The sequence below is a fragment of the Savagea faecisuis genome (genome assembly GCF_042675605.1).
Lineage (GTDB): Bacteria > Bacillota > Bacilli > Bacillales_A > Planococcaceae > Savagea > Savagea faecisuis.
Genome location: NZ_JBHTJF010000014.1, coordinates 17823 through 40683, shown reverse-complemented (window position 1 = coordinate 40683; position 22861 = coordinate 17823). Strand labels below are relative to the sequence as shown.

Annotated in this window: 17 protein-coding genes and 1 CRISPR repeat array (1 of these 18 running past the window's edge); of the genes, 11 read left to right on the top strand and 6 right to left on the bottom strand. The window is 41.4% G+C overall.

Annotated features, from left to right (window positions below; translation table 11 throughout):
* Positions 1–162 precede the first annotated feature (162 nt).
* The 5 genes from dptF to ACFQ0V_RS03325 all read left to right on the top strand — a co-directional run bounded on the left by dptF (position 163) and on the right by ACFQ0V_RS03325 (position 10529).
* The gene (dptF, locus tag ACFQ0V_RS03345) at positions 163–2352 is read left to right on the top strand and encodes a DNA phosphorothioation-dependent restriction protein DptF (RefSeq protein ID WP_381009661.1); all 2190 of its coding nucleotides are present in this window, start codon (positions 163–165) and stop codon (positions 2350–2352) included.
* Positions 2352–3722 carry a DNA phosphorothioation-dependent restriction protein DptG gene (dptG, locus tag ACFQ0V_RS03340; RefSeq protein ID WP_381009798.1) on the top strand — a complete coding sequence of 457 codons (1371 nt, stop codon included), beginning with the start codon at positions 2352–2354 and terminating at the stop codon, positions 3720–3722. The genes dptF and dptG overlap by 1 nt, the downstream gene beginning before the upstream one ends.
* Positions 3703–8898 (top strand): helicase HerA domain-containing protein, encoded by a 5196-nt coding sequence (locus tag ACFQ0V_RS03335; protein WP_381009658.1) that lies wholly within the window; start codon positions 3703–3705, stop codon positions 8896–8898. The genes dptG and ACFQ0V_RS03335 overlap by 20 nt, the downstream gene beginning before the upstream one ends.
* A 507-nt stretch (positions 8899–9405) precedes the next feature.
* Positions 9406–10131, top strand: a complete 726-nt coding sequence (locus tag ACFQ0V_RS03330; protein WP_381009655.1) for a helix-turn-helix domain-containing protein — start codon at positions 9406–9408, stop codon at positions 10129–10131.
* 77 nt (positions 10132–10208) lie between these two features.
* Entirely contained in the window at positions 10209–10529 is a 321-nt protein-coding gene (locus ACFQ0V_RS03325) for a hypothetical protein (RefSeq protein ID WP_381009652.1), read from the top strand.
* Positions 10530–10588: 59 nt separating this feature from the next.
* On the opposite strand, the gene ACFQ0V_RS03320 is transcribed toward ACFQ0V_RS03325, so the two are convergent.
* From ACFQ0V_RS03320 to ACFQ0V_RS03310, 3 genes are read right to left on the bottom strand one after another with little or no spacing between them, the layout of a single operon-like run.
* Positions 10589–11689, bottom strand: coding sequence for an MGDG synthase family glycosyltransferase (locus ACFQ0V_RS03320; RefSeq protein ID WP_381009649.1), 1101 nt, complete (start codon positions 11687–11689; stop codon positions 10589–10591).
* The gene (locus tag ACFQ0V_RS03315) at positions 11686–12288 is read right to left on the bottom strand and encodes a DedA family protein (RefSeq protein ID WP_381009646.1); all 603 of its coding nucleotides are present in this window, start codon (positions 12286–12288) and stop codon (positions 11686–11688) included. Before ACFQ0V_RS03315 ends, ACFQ0V_RS03320 begins: the two co-directional genes overlap by 4 nt.
* On the bottom strand, positions 12285–12974 hold the full coding sequence (locus ACFQ0V_RS03310; protein WP_381009643.1) for a polysaccharide deacetylase family protein: 690 nt from the start codon (positions 12972–12974) through the stop codon (positions 12285–12287). Before ACFQ0V_RS03310 ends, ACFQ0V_RS03315 begins: the two co-directional genes overlap by 4 nt.
* A 245-nt stretch (positions 12975–13219) precedes the next feature.
* Between ACFQ0V_RS03310 and ACFQ0V_RS03305 the strand changes: the two genes are divergently transcribed.
* Together ACFQ0V_RS03305 and ACFQ0V_RS03300 are read left to right on the top strand one after the other, a co-directional pair.
* On the top strand, positions 13220–14158 hold the full coding sequence (locus ACFQ0V_RS03305) for an LCP family protein (protein WP_381009640.1): 939 nt from the start codon (positions 13220–13222) through the stop codon (positions 14156–14158).
* Positions 14159–14247: 89 nt separating this feature from the next.
* Positions 14248–15420 carry an AI-2E family transporter gene (locus tag ACFQ0V_RS03300; protein ID WP_381009795.1) on the top strand — a complete coding sequence of 391 codons (1173 nt, stop codon included), beginning with the start codon at positions 14248–14250 and terminating at the stop codon, positions 15418–15420.
* A gap of 152 nt (positions 15421–15572) precedes the next feature.
* On the opposite strand, the gene ACFQ0V_RS03295 is transcribed toward ACFQ0V_RS03300, so the two are convergent.
* Positions 15573–16679, bottom strand: a complete 1107-nt coding sequence (locus ACFQ0V_RS03295) for a hypothetical protein (RefSeq protein WP_381009637.1) — start codon at positions 16677–16679, stop codon at positions 15573–15575.
* Between the two features lie 11 nt (positions 16680–16690).
* On the bottom strand, positions 16691–17815 hold the full coding sequence (locus ACFQ0V_RS03290; protein WP_381009634.1) for an SPFH domain-containing protein: 1125 nt from the start codon (positions 17813–17815) through the stop codon (positions 16691–16693).
* 117 nt (positions 17816–17932) lie between these two features.
* Between ACFQ0V_RS03290 and ACFQ0V_RS03285 the strand changes: the two genes are divergently transcribed.
* Positions 17933–18352: a hypothetical protein gene (locus ACFQ0V_RS03285; RefSeq protein WP_381009631.1), complete on the top strand. Its 420-nt coding sequence runs from the start codon at positions 17933–17935 to the stop codon at positions 18350–18352.
* Positions 18353–18377: 25 nt separating this feature from the next.
* On the opposite strand, the gene ACFQ0V_RS03280 is transcribed toward ACFQ0V_RS03285, so the two are convergent.
* A complete protein-coding gene (locus ACFQ0V_RS03280) occupies positions 18378–19079 on the bottom strand; it encodes a DUF3221 domain-containing protein (protein ID WP_381009628.1) in 702 nt (233 codons plus the stop codon).
* Between the two features lie 300 nt (positions 19080–19379).
* On the opposite strand from ACFQ0V_RS03280, the gene ACFQ0V_RS03275 reads away from it, so the two are divergent.
* Genes ACFQ0V_RS03275 through ACFQ0V_RS03265 form a run of 3 tightly spaced genes read left to right on the top strand, consistent with a single transcriptional unit; the run spans position 19380 to position 21602 of the window.
* Positions 19380–20270: a YjjG family noncanonical pyrimidine nucleotidase gene (locus ACFQ0V_RS03275; RefSeq protein ID WP_381009625.1), complete on the top strand. Its 891-nt coding sequence runs from the start codon at positions 19380–19382 to the stop codon at positions 20268–20270.
* A 40-nt stretch (positions 20271–20310) separates the two neighbouring features.
* Entirely contained in the window at positions 20311–20820 is a 510-nt protein-coding gene (locus ACFQ0V_RS03270; RefSeq protein WP_381009622.1) for an SMI1/KNR4 family protein, read from the top strand.
* Complete coding sequence (locus ACFQ0V_RS03265; RefSeq protein WP_381009619.1) at positions 20817–21602, top strand: YwqG family protein; 786 nt, start codon at positions 20817–20819, stop codon at positions 21600–21602. Before ACFQ0V_RS03270 ends, ACFQ0V_RS03265 begins: the two co-directional genes overlap by 4 nt.
* A 166-nt stretch (positions 21603–21768) precedes the next feature.
* Positions 21769–22861: direct repeats of the CRISPR family, unit length 33 nt; unit sequence GTCTCCCTCTGTATGGAGGGAGTGGATTGAAAT; it runs 22 nt beyond the window's last position.

Here is a 22861-nt window from a genome sequence, read left to right as displayed (position 1 = left end):
AGTTGTGTTCGTTAAGCCGATCGTTACAGCTTAATTTTATGGAATATAATTAGGAGCAATGGATGAATGGTGTAGTGATTTAGGCTACATGAAAATGAAATTTTGGTGTATGCCTTTTATATAGTACAATACATGTACATATCTCTAAGGGAGGTCAATAGAATGAATATTACATTATGGAATACACTTTTAAAAACACCACTACTTAAAAATAGTGAAACGAATAAAGTTCAACAGTGGATTCAAGCAGGGCAAGAAACGAGTTTATCGATAGCAGCGTTAGCACAATTACAAGGGATTTTTATACAACTCTCTCAATATCGAATGGAAACGCTTGCGAATTTGACGCAATTATCTCCTTTATCAAAAGACTATTTTGGTAATAATGATTTAGCATTTACATGGAAAAAAATACATAGTATTTATCAATGTTCAAAAGAAGAATTGGCAGATGCTCTTTACATTAATGAAGTCGTCGTAAATATGTGGGATCGCTCGATTAACGATCGTGAGAAGTACACGTTTACTGAAACATTTGAACGATTTATCGGTCGTACACTAGACGTATCTAGCACAGTTTTATTAGAGAAACAGATAGAAGAGCCAGTCGTTCAAAAAGAAGAAAAAGAGGTAGAAGAAAACGTAGTAGAGCTAGTTGAAATCGAAAAGGTTGAGGTTGTTGAAACGGTATCGCAAGAAAAAGATTTTACTTTTTTAGAACAGCTTTCGGTTTTGCAAACTTCATCTGTTCAATCGGTTGTGCACGCGGAAGAATTTACAGAGCTACAGCATTATATGCACGTGGAGCGTTCGATACAGGAACATTTCATACGTGCACTTGAAGAGGCAGAGAGCAAAAATGGCGCACATCTCATTATGTTATGCGGTAGCGTAGGGGACGGAAAAAGTCACTTAATTTCATACGTACATGAAATTCGCCCTGAGTTGCTGGAGCAAGTGTATGTGCACAATGACTCGACGGAATCTCATAACCCGAGTGAAGATGAAATTGAAACTTTAGAGAAAGTGTTAGCACCGTTTGAAGGACGAGGGGCCGGCCGAGATAAAGTCGTTCTCGCGATTAACCTCGGAGTGTTGCACAATTTTTATGCGAAACATCGCCATACAACACAATTTCCGAAAACGATTCATGCGATTGAAGCATCCCGAGTGTTTGAAGTAGATAAAGACTTTGACAATAGCACAGAAGATGTGACATTGCTGAACTTTGCTGGATTACAACCGTATGAAATTAGTGATAAAGGAGCGACGTCACGATTTTTTGAAGCCATTATTAAAAAAATTGTCGCGCCGACAGAAGAGAATCCATTTTATCGCGCCTGGCAAAAGGATCGTGAGCGTGATGTATGGACCCCGGCTCATTTAAATTATTCTTTATTACAGGAAGAAACGATGCCTAGCGCAATTGTTCAAGTGTTAGTAGAAGCGATGATGAAAGAAAAACTTTTCTTATCAACGCGTGCGCTTTACAACGTCATTTATGACATGATCGTTCCGTTAGATAATACAACATTCCATCCAGACCATATGCTACCGAGCTTATTATTTTCACGTCCCGAACGTTCAGAGTTAATGCATGCTTTGCATACGATTGACCCTGTAGCACGTCGAGCGGAAGTGTTAGATAGCTTGTTGCGCGAATTTATTTTGACGAATGATGTAACAACGATGATTCAGCAACATTTGACAGGGAATGCACATTATTTAACGATATGGGAAAACACAGACGGAGACGTTGAAAGTTATTCTAAATTATTAATCCGTCACTATTACATTTTAAATCATGCTGCATTAAACGAACGATTTTATCAATTTTTACAAACATTGTTCAGTTACTATACCGAAACAAATGATGCGTATGAAAAGTTATTTCATATGATGATGCAAGCGATTGAGCGTTGGATCGGTAGTCCGAAAGAGCGTTATATTTACATCGATGCGATCGGTGAATCGAATTATCAATTGGCGATACCTTTCCAAGCGAATGCAAGACCAGGGCGGGAATTTGGACAGGCAAGAGGCCAAACTGAAATAAATCGTTTAAAACCAGAAGTCGAATTAGGATTAGACGTGAACGGAAAAACGATTTATGTGACGATTGATTATGCGTTATTTGAACTATTATGTAATGTGGCGAATGGATATCGTCCGACGAGACAAGACTATACAGAAGCTTTGCAGTTTGTTGAGTTTTATAGCGATATTATTCGCTATACGGATAAGTCTGACGAAATGTTAATTGTCCATATTCCGACGAAACAAATGGTTCGTATGAAGAAGCCATTTTTCGGAGGCGGTTTGAAAAAATATGAAGTGGAGTCGATTGAGTGATGAGTTATCGTTTACAAGCTGAAACTATAAATCGTGTAATGAACGTCAATGTAGCAGAGAAAAAATATCGAAATAACCGACAAGATAAAGTGTATTTATTACCTTTCCCGACAAGAAATCCAGAGCGTGCTCAATTTAAGAACGGATTTATGCCGATTGTCGCAGGCGCTTTACGTAAATTACAAAATATATCTATCGATTCAATTGAAGAACAATCCTTTGATGATGTGTTAGCACAACTCGACTTTAAAGACGCTATAGCGGAGCGGTTTTTTGAAAGTTATATCGAATCAGAACGAGCGATCGTTTCGAGCGGTACTGTTCAAGATGTTTCTCAGTTAACGGCTGTTCCACTGTCTGAAAATGCAAATGAAGTAAAAGGAGAAAAATATTTAATTCATTTCGTTCACGATGTCTTTTTACATCCTTACCGAGAGGAGTTTTTAAAAGGGATTCAAAGTTTAGAACCTAACAATATTATTTTCCGATTGTTCAGTGATGAAGAAACAGAGTCGAAAAAAGGGATTCAAATTTTATATGCGCCTAAATTGAAACGATTAGGGGAGCAATTTAAAAAAGACTTTTTATTATTATTAGAGCACCCGAGCTTTTTAGTGCAAAATATTGAATTATTGTTTGCGCAATATACATTTATCGCTATTAGTCAACTCATTTTACAAGTGAGTCGGATGGAACAGTTCAATGAAGAAGACTGGGTGCCGATTTATTTCTTTTACCAAGAAGAAAAATCTGCCCGTTGGCGAGATGCGTATAAATGGGGCTACCGTATGGTGCGAAATGAATTAAAAAACTTTTATGCGCACGAACATTTATTAAATATCGTCTCGCAAGCGGAAAGCATTGAACAAAATGCGTATTATCATGATATTCAACAAGCAGTCGAAGCGGCAGGTCCGGAAGCGGTGAAAGAATATATTCAATCGGCGGAAGAATGGATGAAAACCGTTTATTGTGTCATTGAAGAGAGTGGGCGTCCGTTTGAGTCGAGTGAAACAATCGGAGAATTGTATCGTGAAATGTATGAACAAGTGAAAATTAATATTCCGGAAGAAGTAAACAGCCGCTATCCGAAAGGGTTTGAAGAGTTGTTTAATCGCTTTTATTACAAGCATGGTGGCTCTCTCGGCAAATTAAATGGACTAGACCAACGACAAGTGATGTTACTCGTTGCCGTGAGTGTCGGAACGGAAAGATTAGAATTAAACTTACTTTGGGATGAATTTGAAAAGCGTGGAATTTTTGTTGATTATAAAACAAAAGAAGTTATCGTAGATTTACTTGATAGCTTGAACTACATCGAAAAGAAAAGTGATAGTGGGGATGCACAATATGTCAAACCAATTTTATAAATATGTCGCAAATCAATTAACACAATTTTTTCAAGAAGAAGTAAAGAAAGAAAATGTCGGACGTTACTATTTGCAATTACCGAGCATCGACATTTCCGAGCAATTGTTCGAAATATTTGAAGCGATGTCGGTTGCTAGGCCATTCATTTATAAGCACGAGGAAGGGTCTGAAACGTATGAAACGATCGCGTTACATTACGGGGAATATAAATACGTCATTGCGGTCGTCAATGACAATATTGCTCCGTCCTTTTTAGTAACATTGCGAAATGCGATGAGTTTACAAAAAGGGCAATGGGAAAATACTTCTCTCGTTTTGTTAACATCGTCTGTGCAAGACTCGATTAAAGATGGGAGTATCCATTTAATTAATGAAGGGATGCCTCTCCATGTGACACGCTTTATCGGGGCATTAGAACGCATTATAGAAGAAGATGTGAAAGATCCGGTTAGTCGCAAAATGATTCAACACTTTTTAAAACGTCGAGAACGTGAATATACGTTGGAAAATACAACATTTTTAGATTTTGAAGAAGTGTTACAAATTGCGAATAAAGAAAAAGTCACACCGAAAGACTATTTTAGCTTGCAATACTTTCCAGACAGTGAATTGACGCGATTATTAAGTGAGCAAGAACTGTTAAAAGAACAGTCAGCAAGTTGGAAAAAGAAAGAACGAGAAATAGAAAAGCGTCTCGATAAAAATACAGCCCTTCACCACGACATTGAACAAATTCGAGAGTTAGGAAGTGCGAAAGAAGAATTAGAAAACCGTTTCGGAAACGGCAGAAAACAATTACAGCCTAAAAAAGATGAAGAGAAAGACGTCTGGTACGAGACAGATTTAACGAAAATTATCCAATGGGAAGAAGAAGTAAAAAGCAGTCGAGCGATTGAATTGTATGCGGATCAAATCACTTGCACGACAGATGAGGTGACGATGTGGAAACGTCCAAAATCATCGACAGCAGCCGGTATGCGAGAATGGAATATTATTTTATTTTCGGAACAAATGCAAGACGAAATAGAATTGATCATTCCGTTCAGTTTAAATACGAAAACAAGCTTTTTGACAAATCAAGCGAAAAAATTTACAGAAACGAGCGGTAAGCGATTAAAAGTGACATTAGAAATGAAAGATGGAGCAGACTTTTATCGTGTTTTGTATCGACATGAAGATGAATCGCGCATGCGCTATATCTTTAGTATTTTAGTACTTCAGGATAAACCTGAGTTTTTGCAATCAGTTAGTCAAAATTACACAATTAATACGCAAAGTAAAGCGAAGTATGCGTTAACGATTGAGGGAAATGAAACGCCGATCATTTTAGGAGAGTCAGAACGAGTGGAAGAAGTGGCAATCACAGAGGCTGAACAGACGATCGTTTATGAAGGAACGAGCTTACAATTAAAATTACATCCTTCCGCAATTGAAGAGTCGGACACGACAAAAATGTATGTCCGTACACCAAACTATGAGTTACCGATTGTTATTAAAGATGAGACGATGACGATTGTTCCGAAATTTGCCCGTGATATTTGGATAGAAAAATTCCAATCGACGGAGACAATTCCATTTTCAGAGGACTTTAGCCAAGCGTACATTTCTGATTATCCTTATTCCACTCATTCTAATGAGCGACCGTATTTAGAGTTGGAACGTCGTTGGGTGAAAGAAGGTTGGCATTATGCTGAAATGCAAGATGGTCAATGGACACCTGTCCCACTCACTTTGCCGTCTAGCATCGAGCGAGCATACGAACGCATATTGAATTTGAGTCGAGACATCGATGCCCCTTTCACTTTTATTTATTACGAAGGGGAGTTGCGTGAAGCGGTTGAAGCATTGATTACCTCTTATATTCAAGAAATTCAAAGTATTCAAAACGATACTTTATTAACTGAAGCACAGCGGAATTTATTTAAACTCGGTCGATTAGACAATGGGCAAGAGTTAATTTATACGAGTTTGTCACCGATGAATATGGCGTATCAGCTTGTGAGTCAACAACTGATGGCGAATGAAAAGCTTTCTAAAAATACGATTGAACGTATCCGAAAATCACATGTCTTACCTTATTTGCAAGCGAATAATCGTTTATATAAACCAGTGTCTCATGATGTTTTACCAGAATGGACAGTTTATAAAAATAGTGAAACGGTTCAAGTGGGAGAGGCGAATCAATTTTTAGCTCATGTCGTAAAAGAGAAAATTGAGCAGTTTTTAGAATACTATCCGTATTTATTTGCTATATCGAAGCGGACACCATTCAAAATGAATATCGTCAACATTCCAGACGATTATGAAATCGTGAAAGGAATCGTTCAACTGTATATGCAAGAAATCCGAAAAGGTGCAGAGTTACAAGCGATGCGTCCGATTGAAATTACAAGTTATATGAAATCAGGAACGAGCGCCTTTGAAACCTTTATTCAACTCGCAACGGTAGAACAAGCGGAAGCTTTTTTACAAAACTTATCGTTTAAAAATAAGTTTGAACTAGAACGAGATGTCTTTATTCATTTACAACGTTTAATTCGCTTCTCAAAAAAGTCGTTTACAGATGAAGTAAAGTATGCTCATTTATCATTTTACAAAATGGATGGAAAAACAGAAGTTGTGAAACAAATGATGGATAGCTTACCGAATAGTACGTCACTGAACGGCTTGCTCGTTTCACCTTCATCGCAATTGACAGAAGAGGGTGGGTACCGGATTGGGTTTGGTATAGGCTCTTTTGAATCGAAAAGTAAAAGCTTGTTAGAATGGTTCGTATTTTCAATGAATGAATTCGCAGCGAATATGATGTATGAAGGGACACATCCGTATCGCAAATGGCAATCCATCGCGACACGCGTCCATCAATTGAATGAGCAAAAACTGAATGAACTGTATGCGCAATCGCAATGGGTTACGTTTATTAATCCAGAAATGGACTTAACGTATTTTACAGAACATGAGGAAGATTTAATCGTCGTCCATTATAGTGATCAACTGAGCTCTTCGATGAGTTTTGATGCGATTACAGTAACGAATAAATCGAAACAATATGTTCAAGTCATTCAACAATTTTTAGAAGCGCATGACATTCATCCGACACAAGAGGAAATCGAAGAAACGATTAAAGCATTTAACGTTTTTAACGGTGAATGGCTGCTGCGTGCTGTTCAAAATAAGGCGTACGATAAACGTGAAAAAATGAGTGTATTGTCTGCGTTAAAACAAGCACTTCGCTATTTCACAGAGCAAGCACCCGACATTCATTGGGTTCCGATTTCGATGGAAGAGATCGTACGTGTTTCAAATGCGATTCACTTAAGTAAAAAAGACGGTCTATTTTCAGGAATGACGATCGGCCATCATGGAAATTGTAGCGACGATTTATTAATGATGGGGTATGAAATTGATGAAGACGATGAAATCGCGGTCCATTTCTATCCGATTGAAGTGAAAATTGGACATAATGAGTCATCGGTAATTAGTAAAGGTATTGAACAAGTAAAAGCGTTAAATGCACGACTGCGCGATGTATTAGAACGAGATACATTTGAAAGTCGTTTCATGCGTCATTTCTTTATGCAACGTCTTATTACCAATGCGAAAAAAATGCATGAACAACAATTTTACGGAGAACCGATGGCAGAAGAAGTTGAATATCGATTGCTCAACAATGATTTCCATATGACGAACACTCACCAACATTTATTCGGAGAAGGTCTCGTTTTATCCTTTAAGAAAGATCAATATGTAGAAGATATTACACGTTTAAAAGGAGTCGTCGTTGCGACATATCCAGAACAATTAGGCTACGAGTTGTTGACAAAATCAATGACGGATATATTTGCACTGAAAGAATTTACGTATGATGTACCGGCTGCTCCACGTGAAGAGACGGTCATTTCACCGGTGGAAGAACGAGTGAACAGCGTTGAAAACGAAGAGCAAATCCATAGTAAGGTAGCAGAACCTCAAATAGGCGAGCAGCAGAAGACTCATTCAACGTTACCTGAAACAATAGTAGATGCGCCCGTTCCGTTAGAGCCTTCGCCTGCAGAACCTGTTCCTGAAACAATCAGCCAAAGTCGTCCACTCATCGGTGCGACAAACGCAGGGATGAATATTTATTGGGAATTTGACCATAAAGGTTTAAGCAATCGTCATTTAGTGATTGGAGGGCGAAGCGGTCAAGGGAAGACGTACTTCATTCAATCTTTACTCATGGACTTACACGATGCGAAACAACCGTCTCTCATCATTGACTACTCTGCAAGTTATACGCAGCATCAATTAGAAGAACAGTTCGTCCAGCATGTCGGCGAACATTTAAAAGAACGCGTCGTATATATCGATAAAATGCCCATTAATCCATTTAAACGGAGAATGAAGTTTGTCGCTGGGAGAGAAACACCAGAGCCTGCGAACGAAACAGCGAACCGTGTAGTAGAAGTATTTGCCTCGGTGTATCGTTCGTTTGGAGACCAACAAAAAATGACGTTATACCGCGCGATTCGAAATGGTATCGAAAAGTATGAAGACCATATGACGCTCACGTTGTTAATGGATGAATTATCTTTATTGGAAGATAGTCAAAAGTCAGTGGTCACTTCGATTCAATCTCGTTTAACACAGCTCGTTGACATGGATCCGTTCGATTACACTTCCGAAAATAATTGGGATGACTTGTTCACCTCAAACGGACAAGTCAATATTATTCAATTAGACGGTTATGAACAAATTGAAATTAAAAAAGTGTTAACTGAATTTATTTTATGGGACTTATGGTATTTCATGTTGAGCAACCACGAAGACCGTCCCGTCGCTGTCGTTTTAGATGAGGCACAAAATTTAAGTTTTGCACAAGGTGCTCCGTCTAACTTAATATTGCGAGAAGGACGAAAATTTGGTTGGTCTGCCTGGTTTGCTACTCAAACATTTAGTCAATTTACGACGGAAGAATTGGCGGTATTTGAGAACGCGGGAACGAAAATTTACTTTAACCCAGCGGAAAGTGAAGTACGCTCGATATCAAAACGTCTAGGTGGCGATTTTGAAGAAGTATTACGTTCCCTCAAAAAAGGGCAATGCTTCGTAAGCGGACAATTTTTAGAAGGAACTGAGTTAGGATCACCAAAACAATACGTCGTTCAAGTACCCCCAATGAATAGTAGAAAATAATAATTAAACCAGTGTCTCTTTTGAAGAGCACTGGTTTTGTTTTGTATAAATAAGGTGCAAAGTGTAGTTTGAGAAAAATTTTAATCCATGATTTTTAGGAAAGAAGCAGTAAATTTTTCTTGAAATTTCATTCTAAAATCTTCGTACCGTCATGTTTTGTAACGTTACGAAATGGTAGGTTACGAAATCTATCATTATGCCCGTATCGTTACGTTTTGTAACATAGCAAATCGTAACAAAATTCCGTATCGTTATGTTTTGTAACGTTATGAAATCGTATGTTACAAAACCTTACCCCTAATAATACCATTCTTAAAAATTACCAAAAGATGATTATATGATTTTCTATCCATATGTACTCTATACCATTAATATTTAATATCCGACATAGGAATATTCCCAAACAACAAAAACAAAAAAACAAAAAAAACAATCAAAACTTTTTGTCCATCTTTTGAGAAAGCTTGTCAATATAAAAAATAAAACGAAAGATGGGAGATATGGACGATGAAGATTGAGACGGAAGGAATTATGAAATATGGTTATGGCATTGTACCGAAAGCAATTATGAGAGACCGGCAGTTGAGTATTGAAGCGAAAGCGATTTATGCGTATTTAGCAGCGTATTCGAATGCTGCAGGAGAAGCTTTTCCACCTGTTGAACAAGTGTGTGACGACTTAAATATTTCACGACAACGATTGAAAAAACATCGGGAAGATTTGGAGTCAAGAGGGTATTTGACGACATTTCGAAAACGGAAGGAGGTCGGATTTACGAATAATATTTATCGGCTGAATATGATCGTGAAAAAGAAAAAGCCTCAACACGATTCCATTTATCGGTTGTATAAACAACACGAACTTTTACCCCCTTCACCTGAAACGAATGACGCCTTGCATAAATGGATAGAAAAAGTAGGAGCGGATATCGTCTCGTTAGCGATTAAACGAACAGCGGAATATTCGCGATTTTGGAATTATACGAAGTCGATTTTGGAAGATTGGGAACAGAAAGGATTGACGACGGTAGAGGAAGTGAAAGAAGAAATTAAACGAAGTAAAGCGACATACGGTAGAAAAAATAATACATATTCGAATCGACGGGAAGAACGATTGCCGAGTTGGTGGCAAGAAGCAAAAGAAGAAACATCCCAACCTAACATGACGAAAGAAGAAATCGATCAATTAAGAAACGAGCTCATGGAAGAACTCGGTACAAAGCCGAAAAAATAAACAGGCTATTTTCCAAAAAAGCTATAATTCCTTCCCTTTTTCTGTATAATCAATCGTAAGAGAAGGGAGAGGGGAAGATGCAACAGTTTAGTGCTTGGTCTTGGGTTTGTTTCATTTTATCCGTTGCGATGTTGTCGATCGGCTTTTACAAAATGTACGTTTACGAATCACCGCTTATAGAGTACTGGGAATATTCAGAAGGGGAAGAGGAGTTGTCCGAGCAGCAGCCTGGGCAAAATGCGTATGTCATGGACGATGGATACAATTACGTCATTAACGGAAATTATGCGATCGCCTATTTTGTATTGTTTGGCGTGTTTTTCATTTCGGCTTGGCTCATTCGTGGGGTAGAACTGCTAGAACAAGCGTATGCGAATAAAGATACCTCTTTAAAATAAACAATCCCTCGTTGAATTACACTTTAGAAAAAGTGGATTCGACGAGGGGTTTTTTTATATTATTGCCTTAAGGAAACGGTTCGAACTTGTTCGATAATGTGGGCGAGGGCTTCAGTGGCGTTCATTTCGAACTGGGCTTCATATCGATCGCACGCTTCGTGGAAAGCGGCGTTTTGTTTTTCGAGTTCGAGTGCGGTTCCTTCGGTTAAGTCGATTTGTTGAACGAGTCCACGCGCTTGTAAGTAGTGGAAGTTTTCTTGTTCAGGACCAGGTAAAAAATGATCGATGTAAATCGGAAGACGTTTATGAATGAGTTCGGTCATCGTCACACCGCCTGGCTTTGTAATGACTGCGTCCATCCGGTCGTATAACTCATTCATTTGCTCGCGGTTTTTTAAGTACGGAATCGCATGGAGTCGCGGGTGGTCGGCTGCTTGAATGTTTTCGTACAAAGTTTTGTTATTGCCACATAAAATGTTGAAATGATGACTTTCGTACATATGTAGAAGTCGGCTTACTTGCTCGATGTCCATAAAGCCGACATTTCCGCCCGCGATGAGTAGTTGGTGGCCGACTTCACCTAATGACTTCGGGATAAAAATTTCATCATCGATCGGCACACCCGTCACAAAAATACGTTCGGCCGGTTGTCCGTATTCGTCGATCAATAAACGTTTTGCTTCTACATGGGGCACGAGGTGGTAGTCACTCGTTGATTTCGCCCAAACATCATTCATGAAAAAGTCTGTATATACATTGACGACAGGCGGTACGAATGTTCCTTTGTCGCGCAATGCGCTCAAAATGCTAGACGGGAAAGCGTGCGAACATAAAATGAGGTCCGGTCGTTTTTCGTCGAGTAATTTTTTCATCGAGCGAATGAAAAGGGGTGTTAAAATCGGCATTTTTTCTTTTTTCTTCTTCTTGCAAGAATTGACGTTTTTCTCATACATAAATTGATACGATTGTGGATTTTTTTGAATCCAGCGAATGTATGTCGTGCCGACGATTTTTTCAAGTAATGGGTTCGTATAAGAAAGTAAGTCGACAATTTCAATATGTGTCGCAGGATGAGTTTTCGTAATTTTTCGTTGTACCGTTTCCGCGACGACAGAGTGTCCCGTCGGAAAGCGGAAGAGCGGTAAAATTAAAATGTTCATGATACAGGCTCCTTTTTCAGTCGTTTTTGAATTGTTTGATAAATGAAATGAATAATAAAAAGTCCGAATAAAATAAAACCGATCGACGAAATGTAAACCGGAGGAATGTTAAAACGTGCGGCGACATAGTAGCCGAGTAATACGTAAGGGATGACCCATAAAATAGCCCCTAGGCAAGAAAATAAAGTAAAACGTAGAACAGGAAGCTGAGTCGTCCCTGCTAAATAAGGGCTCACTTGTCTAACGCCTGGCAAAAAGTAACCGAAGACGAGCGTACGGCGACTGCGCGTCTTATATTTGTGCATGACCGCCTCCCATTTATCTTTCGGCAAGCCGATCCACGGACCGATTTTTTCGAGAGCGGGCCGTCCAATCCATCGCCCTGCTGCGTAGGCGACGAGCATACCGGCAATCGCACCGCCAATTGAAGTTAACGAAGCGAGAGGGAGCGACATATGATGACTCGCAGCGCTCATACCGATAATGACGAGCAATGATTCCTCGGGGGCGGGAATGCCGACAATGCCAAAAAATAAGCTGATAAAGACGAGGAAATAGCCGTATGTTGCGAATGCCCCTGTAATCGTTTCGATCGTCATCGTAAAACCTCTTTCGATAACGCATGGAAAGAGCGTCCTGGTTGTAATTTCAAAAATTGTTTGACAGCTTCTAATGTTTGTAGCGGAGCGCCTAAGTCGGCACCGAGCGTTCCGTCATGGTCGTGCAACAATAAAATAGAACCGTTCGGTATATCTTCTTTTAACAGGCGAGATAAGTGATTTTGAGATACTTTCCAATCTCCGAAAATATGACTCCAAAGGACGAATGGATAAGGGCTCGCTTTCATGGAAGCGGCATTGAAATGTCCCCAAGGTGGACGGTATAACTGAGGCGCACGTTCTGTAATTGTTTCAATGACACGTGCACATTGTGTCACCTCTTCACGCAATGCTTGCGGTGTCATCGTCCAGCTAGAACGATGGTGCATATGATGGATGCCGATCGCATGTCCTTCTTCACTCATGCGTTTTAGCAGTTCAGGATACGCTTTCGCGTGTTCGCCGACGACGAAAAACGTCGCTTTCGCATTATGCTCGGCTAATAAATCGAGCAACTTCGGTGTGTAAAATGGGTGCGGACCGTCATCGAACGTTAAATAAATAGCTTGTTTCGCCCCGTGTCGATGTATGCGCGGTTGATTTGTATTGCGATAATAGAGCGTGGCCCCTACGGAATAGAGCAATGTGCCCCCTAACGTGAAGGCGACGAGTGGTTTGATTTTCATAACGTCTCCTCATTTCTCATAATGTTTGTATAAGTTATAGCGATGAAGCGGTATAAAAAGTTCCGTTTTAATTCTTAACATTTCCTTAATTTCACGAAAAGGTTAGTTTCTAAACAAAACAGGGTATGGAAAATGCAACGAAGGGCTACACCACTTTTGAACCAATCATGGTATAATCGTTCATAAGCAACCATTTCAGTCGTGTAACGTCCATAGTTATATGACACGCGTTTTGGAGGATCAGCATGAACGAATTTGAACAACCGCGCAAGAAAAAGAGAAAATTACGCAAAGCTCGTACTTTGTTTACTCTTGCTGTCTTCACGTTATTTGGCGGAATTATTTACAGTACGTATCAATATTATGTCGGCACGCAAATGGCGCGTGAGGCGATGTCGATTGAACCAGGACCGTTTACGAGAGATCTCGTCGATCCGACGAATCCGAGTGTGGAAAATATTTTACTGCTCGGTGTAGACGATGACGGGAGCGGGAAGTCACGAACGGATACGATGATGGTTCTTTCTTGGGATCAAGCGGAACAATCGATTAAAATTGTGTCCTTTATGCGAGACATTTATGCCGAAATTCCAGGATACCGTTCGTATAAATTGAATACAGCGTTTTATTTAAATGGCGTACAAGGAACGAAAGATGCGATTCAAACGATGTTTGATATCCCGATTCATCATTACGCCCTCGTCGATTTTAAAACATTCGAAACGATGGTCGACATCGCTTTCCCGAAAGGGTTAGAAGTAGATGTCGAGAAAGAGATGAGCGAAAAAATCGGCGTTCATTTAATGCCTGGTGTTCAACGTTTAAATGGGAAAGAAGCGCTCGGCTATGCGCGATTTCGTGCGGATGAAGAAGGCGACTTCGGTCGTGTGAGACGTCAACAACAAGTGCTTGAAGCGATGCAACAAAACTTGCTTACGTTGACGACGTTGACGCAAGTTCCGAAAACGCTCGGAGCGGTAACACAATTTATCGAAACCGATATGACGCCGATCGATGAATTGTCGAAAGCGATGAAAATCGTCACGTCTAAAAATTTATCTGTTGAGACGATGACGATTCCAATCGAGCATTCGTATCGCTTCGTCACGTATGAACATGCGGGAGCTGTCATCGAAATTGACCGACAACAAAATGCGGAAGCCCTTCAACAATTTCTGCATTAAGGTCAGGGGGATTTGGAATGAAAGAGAAAGAAAGAGAGCACGTTTTACAAGAGCATGAAAAGGATGTGCGTCGTGGGATATTTCCACTCATGCCTTTTTTAGGGGGAATGACGACACTTTATGTGTTAGCGAGCATTTTACTCATCGGATTGATCATCTTCGTTTTCGATAAAGTATCGTTCGTTTTCACACCGTTACGCGTTTTCTTTTCAACGGTCGTCTTGCCGATTATTTTAGCGACGATTTTATATTATTTATTGCGTCCGATTTTACGTTTGCTTGAAAAGATACACATTAAGCGTGCGTGGGGCATCCTCATCATTTTCGTAGGGGGCATCGGTTTAATTACATTGTTCGTCTTTTTAATTTTCCCATTTTTAAAAGTCCAATTTACGAATTTAGTAGAGGAATTTCCAACGTATTTTAAAAAGTTAACACAAGATATCGACTATTTTTTAAGTCATTCTTCGATTTTTGCATCGTATTACAATGATATGAATGTCAATGTGTCGAAGTTTTTCGATGGCAGTTTTGCGAATATCGGAAAAACAGTCGGCAATACATTAGGCAGTGTCGCAAGCGGCGTGTCGAATTTCATCGGCGCTTTAACAGGCATCGTCTTAAGTATCGCGACAGTACCGTTCATTTTATTTTACTTATTGAAAGACGGCGAAAAATTACCAGCCGTTTTAGTGAAAATGTTGCCACCTCGCATGCGTCCTGATGCGAAGATGATTTTGCAAGATGCGGATCGTCAAATTAGCGCATACATTCAAGGGCAAATTATCGTCGCTTTTTGTATCGGTGTCATGGTGTCAATTGGATTTTTCATCATCGGTATGAAATATGCGTTATTGCTTGGGGTCATTGCGATGTTTACAAGTGTCGTTCCGTATCTCGGAGCGGCGATTGCGATTACACCAGCAGCAATCATCGCACTCGTTTCGAGTCCGTGGATGTTAGTGAAGTTAATCGTCGTATGGACGGTCGTGCAATTAATTGACGGCAAGTTTATTTCACCACAAGTGATGGGGAAATCACTCAAAATTCACCCGATTACAATTATCTTCGTCTTATTGACGAGCGGTTCGTTATTCGGAGTTGCTGGGGTCATCCTCGGGATTCCAGGGTATGCGGTGTTAAAAGTACTCGTCACCCATTTATTCGACTTGTACAAATTGCGCTACAACCGTTATCAACCCGACGCGCTCATGCATTATGACTTAACCGAGCGCATGGGGGATAATGATTCAAAAAAATAGTGAAGAATGCTATCATCTTGAATGATAGAAGATGATATGATATTTTGAAATAAGAGATCAGGCTCGGCTCCTTACGAGGACCGGGCTGTTTTTGAAAAATTTAGACATGAAAAAGTGGAAGGCGCGTGTGTGATACGCTCCTTCCACTTTTTTTATTGCATTTCCATATACATATAAAAGAGAAAAGCGACGAATGCGATGCCGAGTGTGGTGAGTAATACTTTTACCCAGCTGATCGGCGCTTGGCCGCTCACTTTCCCGGTTTGCCCGTTAATGATAAATTGATACGTCTTGTCTTTAAAACGGAAAGAAGATAGCCAAATCGGAAGCAGTAAATGTTTAAACGTTTCGTCCGAATACTCGGTTTTTAGTTTCATAATTTGAACGATGTCGCCATTTACTTGATACTCGATGCCAGAACGAATCGCGCGATCCATCGCTTGTGTCGCGATGGACCATCCATCATCGAGACCGACCGCATAACGCTCTGCTAAAAAACCTGAAATGTATTCATCTTTGTAATCCGTCAATCCACCGAGATGGAAAGGTTCGACTTTTCGTATGAGTGCTTTTGCCGTTTGGTGGGTCGCTTGCACGAGGATGTCATCGAACCATTCTGTATACGTCCCACTTTCAATATGCCACCGTGTTTTTTGAACGGTGCGTGTGCCGACTTGCGTTTTGCCGTCGCCGTCCGTATACGTGTACGTTTCGGTCACATAATAATGCGTCCCGACATTGACCGTATATTTGCTAAATGTATCCGCATCGAATGTCCAATACGGAATGTAGATTCCTGTCAGTTTATCCATTTGATGCAGCTGCATTAATTTAGAAGGGGCGAAATAGCGCTTTTTCATCCATTCTCGAAACTTTTGAATCGCCTGTTGATGCGTCACTTGGAAAGGAACGACGAGAGAAGGGGTAATGACTTCTTCGACATTTTGTTCTTCGATATGACTCGAACCACAAAACGAACAAAAGTCCGCAATATTGTATGGATCGAGCACCGTTTCCGCTCCGCAATTATCACAATGGAAAATACGTGTCGTTTCCCGTTCTCCTCGTTCATATGTGGCGAGTGTTTCCCAAAGGGGATATTCAATATGTTGTTCATCGGTCCGCTCAATCGGCGTTAACGACTCACAAAATTGACATTTTAACTGCTGACTTTCCGGGTCGAAAAGGGCACTACCGCCACAAGACGCACATTGGAAAATCGTCGTTTGTTTTTCTTCCGCATGGAGCTCATGTGGCATAGCTCGTCACCTCACTGTTGTAAATTTTCTCCGCATTCACTGCAAAACTTCGTACCTGGAGCGTTCACATGCCCGCATTTCGGACAGTCTGCTTGTTGTTTCGCTCCACAATCTGGACAAAACTTCGCTCCTTTTTGCATCGCCGTTCCGCATGACACACATGGAACAGTATCTGGTGCTGTTGACTTCCCGCAATGTGAACAAAACTTCGCGTCGTGTGGAATCGCCTCTTGACAATGCGGACAAGGCTTCATGTTCGGAACATTTGGCGTGCTCGGTTGTTGCGTTTGCGCTTGGTTCAACATATGCCCCATCGCTTGACCCGCTCCGAAGCCCGCGCCTAATCCTGCAGCGCCACCTTCATTTTGTGCCGCTTCGCGAATCGCTTTCGCCGCTTGGAATTGTTGGTATTGGTTCATATCGCCTAAAACACCCATACTCGTCCGCTCGTCCATCGTCTGTTCGACTTCTTTCGGAAGCGATAAGTTTTCGATATAGAGCGATGTAATGTCAAAACCGAATGCTTCAAAACGCGGACGCATTTTTTCTCGTCCTGCTTCACTTAATTCATCGTAATGCATCGCCAAATCGAGCGCTGGAATACCCGATTCCGCAAATAAATCACTGAGACCTGAAATGATCATCTTTTTTAAATGACCTTCGATCGCTTCGGTCGTATACACTCCGTTCGTGCCGAACAATTGTTGTAAAAACACTTTCGGCTCACTGACGCGATACGAATAAATTCCGTACCCGCGCAAACGGATGACCCCGAACTCTGGATCGCGCATCATGATCGGATTCGACGTGCCCCATTTTTGATTGATGAACTGTTTCGTATTGACGAAATACACTTCCGCTTTGAACGGAGAATTAAAACCAGTAGGCCATGACTTTAACTTCGTCATGATAGGCATATTGCGTGTCACGAGTTCGTGATGCCCTGGACCGAACACGTCCGTCACTTCTCCTTCATTGACGAAAATCGCCACTTGTGATTCACGCACGATTAACTTCGCGCCCATTTTAATTTCATTATTTGCGACAGGGAAGCGGTACACTAATGTGTTTGAACTATCATCTGTCCATTCAATTACTTCGATAAATTGATTTTTAAAAAAGTTAAAAATGCTCATCGCCGACACTCCTCTAATGTTGATATAGCTATTATACGCTACAAATCGGAATAAGTTTCATGAAAAGAGGGAACTTGTTTAAGAAGGACACGTTACGTAGTAAAGGGGGAGAACGAGTTGCGAAAAATCATTTGGTTCGGAATCGGCATTGCGCTCATCGGATTAGCGGTGAACTGGGGAATATGGACGACGTCGGAATGGTATACGGAACGAGGAGAAGTGGACGGAGACCCGATCGTATCTCCGAATCATCAACATGAAGCGGTCATTCGCTACGAATTATACGGGGGTGCGGCAGGTGGGGTACGGGCGATTGTCAATGTAGGAAGTCGGACGATTTATGTTGCGGAAGCTCGTGAACGTTTACATCTCGTATGGGAAACAGAAGACGTCCTTCGTATCGAAAACGGCGATTTTCAATTAGCGCTAAACGTCGACAAGGAACGGTACGATGAAAGTGGCAAACAATGTAAAAAGTATATCGTGAAAAAGTATAGTATATGTTATGAAGGACAAATGAAAAACCAAGCCCTTTAAGTAGGTGCTTGGTTTTTGTGTGTACTTATTTAATTAATTCGACTAATTTTTGTGACATACCGCCTGAGACGATTGTTTTTTGTTCAGTCGCTGCATTGTATAAAAGAACGCCGTCGTCTGTATTTTGCATAAAGATGTTTTGTTCTTTAAATGGTGAAGATGCTGTTTCGACTGAAAATTGGTAATCCGCTGGTCCGTCGAACGGGAACTCAGCGTCTTCCCATGTCGCTTCTTCTAATACTGTTTCAACTGATGCGATCGCTGCACCTGTCACTGTTCCGTGGCGTAAGTAGTCTGTTGAACCTCCGTCATATTTGAAAATCATCACATGGGGCTGTTCGCTCATCGCTTTATCGATCACTTCGATATTTTCAGCGTTGCCGACCGGTGGATGGCTCATACCGAATGCTTCGCCATGTTCCACTTTTACTTTTTGTCCACGTTTTAACTGTGCTTTCGTTTCGTCATCAATTTCTCCTGTTGAGAAGAAAATGCGTTGACCTTTCATTTTGCCATTAAAGACAGATGATTCTTCAACTGTCATTAAAATGTGCTCATCTGTAATATCGTCAATTAAACCGATTGTTCCTGGCATTTGCGCAACCTCCTCACTTTGTGCGGCATCGATGCCTTCTTGTTGTTCGACTTTCATCGTATTCCCTAAACCACATGCGCCTAAAAGTAAAACCGATGATAATGTGACGGCACCTAATATATTTCGTTTCATGAATGTTCAGCTCCTTTAGTTGTTAAGACGAACATAACATAGCGATGTTTCTGCTGTACGTAGCGCTGTTTCACATTTGAAAATGTGACAAAGCACTGACACAGAAAATTAATCGATTGTTAACGACTTTTCCGCATAAACCATGTTTAAGCGACAAGATTTTTGTTTAAAGCAACTTTTGACGAACTAATGTCTGAAAAACGAACGAATTGTCATTTTTATTTCGAGGTGTAACAGTTGACAACTTTTTCGTGTCGTTCGCGCGTGGTATACTACAGAAATGAGAAAGGATGGTTGATGGTGTTGTATACAGATTTATTATTTGATGTGGATGATACGTTACTGCAGTTTAAAAAAGGAGAGGAAGCGGCACTTCAAACGATTTTTGCGGATTACGGTATCGATTATGCGGATGGATTCGAGACATTTCGCACGATCAGCAGTGCCTTATGGCAAGCGGCGGAAGCGGGAGAAATAACGGTTCCGACGATTTTAGAAACCCGTTTTATGAAATGGCTAGACGCATATCAATTAGAAGGCGATGGTGTCGCTTTAGATGAGCGTTTTCGTTCGTTGCTTGCAGCGGATGATTACAGTTTTGACGGGGCGTATGACATGCTTCGACGTTTAGAACGTCATCATCGCTTGTCGATTGTGACGAATGGTGTCGGAAATACGCAAGATGCTCGATTAAAGCGGTCGAATCTCGATTCCTTTTTCGCCTATCGTTTCGTATCGAGTGAAATCGGTGTTCAAAAGCCGGACGAGCGATTTTTTGAAGCGGTAAACGAAACGATTCCCGAATTTCAAGCAGAGCGGGCGCTCGTCATTGGGGATTCATTGACGAGCGATATGGAAGGAGCGCGGAGAGCGGGTATTCCGAGCTGTTGGTTCAATCCTGAACGGGCATCGATTCCGAATCAGCCGATCGATTACATTATTCACGACTATGCGGACTTAGAACGTTTAGTGGCGTGGCAAGAGCCTGTGCGCATTCGCATCGATCATTATCAATTAGAAGAAGAACGTGTTTACGTAGGCGATCGCTCAATGATTGACAATTTAATGTGGTTAGAAGATTGGCATGCGGTGGAAAAACAATTGCACGCACTCGGATTTTTACGCACGACAAAGCCCGCGCATCTCGTCCTCGATTTCGATACTCAATTAAAATATGTTCTTCACACTTGAAAGCGAACACTCGTTCTTTTATAATGGAAAGTGAAAGGGGATGCTGAGGATCGAAAACTTTTGGGAAATGAGCGAATACGCGACCGAAACATACGTCGCGCCAAAGCCGACAGATGAAGAGATTGAGAGAGTAGAACAACGATTAGGCTACACATTACCGAGCCGTTATATCGACTTAATGCGTGGACAAAATGGAGGAATCCCGCTTCGCTCCACGTATCCGACAAGCGAGGCGACATCTTGGGCAGAAGACCACATCGCCATTACAGCATTCTTCCCTATATCGAGCACACATGAATACGGTATTGCGGGAGAGATGGGCACTCATTTTTGGGAGAGTGAATGGGGCTATCCTGCGATTGGTGTAGCGATTTGTGACTGCCCGTCAGCTGGCCACGACCTCGTATATCTCGATTACCGAGCGTGTGGACCGACGGGAGAACCATCTGTCGTCCATATCGACGTAGAATGCGAACAAGAAACAAAGCTCGCTGACAACTTTGAACAATTTATAAATGGATTACGATTAGAAGAGGAGTGGGACGTATGACTGTACAATTACCGAAACAATTAGAAGCGTGGCGCCAAGGCTTAGAACAAACCGCACGCCCTGTGATTCGCATCCAGACGAAACGAGAACAACCATCCCGCACGCAAAGTCATTTTGGCGGCACACCTTATTGGTTAAAAACGATGCCTTATCCGACAGCGCAAGACGGCACACCGCTCCGCTTGTTAGCGCAAATTCGTTTCGACGAAATCGAGCAACCACTGCCACACTATCCGACGACGGGCTTACTGCAATTTTTTATCGCAAGTGACGATCTATACGGTCTCGACTTCGACGCCCCGCAAAAACAAGATACATTTCGCGTCGTCTATCATGAAACGGTAGAAGAAGACGAAACAAAATGGGCAGACATTCCACACATTCCTGTAGAAGAGTACGGACTTCCGATGGAAGAAGCGGGAACTTTACAATTTACGCAAGAAGAGATGTATTTATCATGCGACGATTTCCGTTTTACCGAACAGTACGATTGGACAGCACTCGACTTAGGCGATGAAGAAGACGAAGTGTTAGACGAGTTATGGGAAAACTTCTCTTCTTCCGGTCATCAACTCGGCGGCTATCCGTACTTTACCCAAGAAGATCCTCGCGCCTACAGCGACGACGTTTTAAAAGAGTACGAATTACTTTTCCAACTCGACACAGACGATACGATTGAATGTATGTGGGGCGATGCAGGTGTCGCCAACTTCTTCATTCACCCAGACGACTTAAAAAACCGCGATTTCTCCAACGTCTTATACAACTGGGATTGCCACTAAACAAAAACGCGTGCGAACCCGAAGTGCCCATGAAAACCTCAGGACCTTCGCAAAGAAAAAAGCATACTTTACGAACATTTAGTGAAGTACAGGCAGCTACTTGCAAGAAAAAGGGAAATGAGGCACAATATGTAGTAATAGCAGGGTGAAAAACCTACCCCTCGCTGTCTCCCTCTGTATGGAGGGAGTGGATTGAAATCGAAAATCTCTATCAGTCGTTAACTTATGTACTTGTCTCCCTCTGTATGGAGGGAGTGGATTGAAATTCCACTCGTTACGCTGGGGTGCGGTGGCGGGAAAACGTCTCCCTCTGTATGGAGGGAGTGGATTGAAATACTAACTGCTTTCGCATATTCTGCCTGCCCCTTGGTCTCCCTCTGTATGGAGGGAGTGGATTGAAATAACGGTGAACTGTACACCGAATGGCGAATGGAAGTCTCCCTCTGTATGGAGGGAGTGGATTGAAATTCAATTTCTTGATGCTTCTCTTTCACCGCATTTAAGTCTCCCTCTGTATGGAGGGAGTGGATTGAAATAACGATACAAGTATCTCGTGGCATCCTCTTTAATTGTCTCCCTCTGTATGGAGGGAGTGGATTGAAATGTTACCATCGCATCAAATACCGGAGCGATTCCGTTGTCTCCCTCTGTATGGAGGGAGTGGATTGAAATACTCTTCTTCCCTCGCTTCTTCTTTTTTCAATTGTGTCTCCCTCTGTATGGAGGGAGTGGATTGAAATATGATTGTATATATAATTATATCTATCTGAATCTGGTCTCCCTCTGTATGGAGGGAGTGGATTGAAATATGATTGTATATATAATTATATCTATCTGAATCTGGTCTCCCTCTGTATGGAGGGAGTGGATTGAAATGTGCAGGACGTGTTAAACAAGTGTCGATTTTTGGCGTCTCCCTCTGTATGGAGGGAGTGGATTGAAATAAAAAAGGTCATAAGCCAGCCAACTACAAGCCAGGTCTCCCTCTGTATGGAGGGAGTGGATTGAAATTATACGTAGGGTATAGATCTACATTTTTCTCTAAGTCTCCCTCTGTATGGAGGGAGTGGATTGAAATTGAAGCTGAATCTTTCGAGCTTTGCGAACTTATTAGTCTCCCTCTGTATGGAGGGAGTGGATTGAAATAAACTCGCTTATAAATCTGTAACCGTCGTGAGTAGTCTCCCTCTGTATGGAGGGAGTGGATTGAAATACATCGCGCACGTTGTAAGCGGAACCGGGGGAATGGTCTCCCTCTG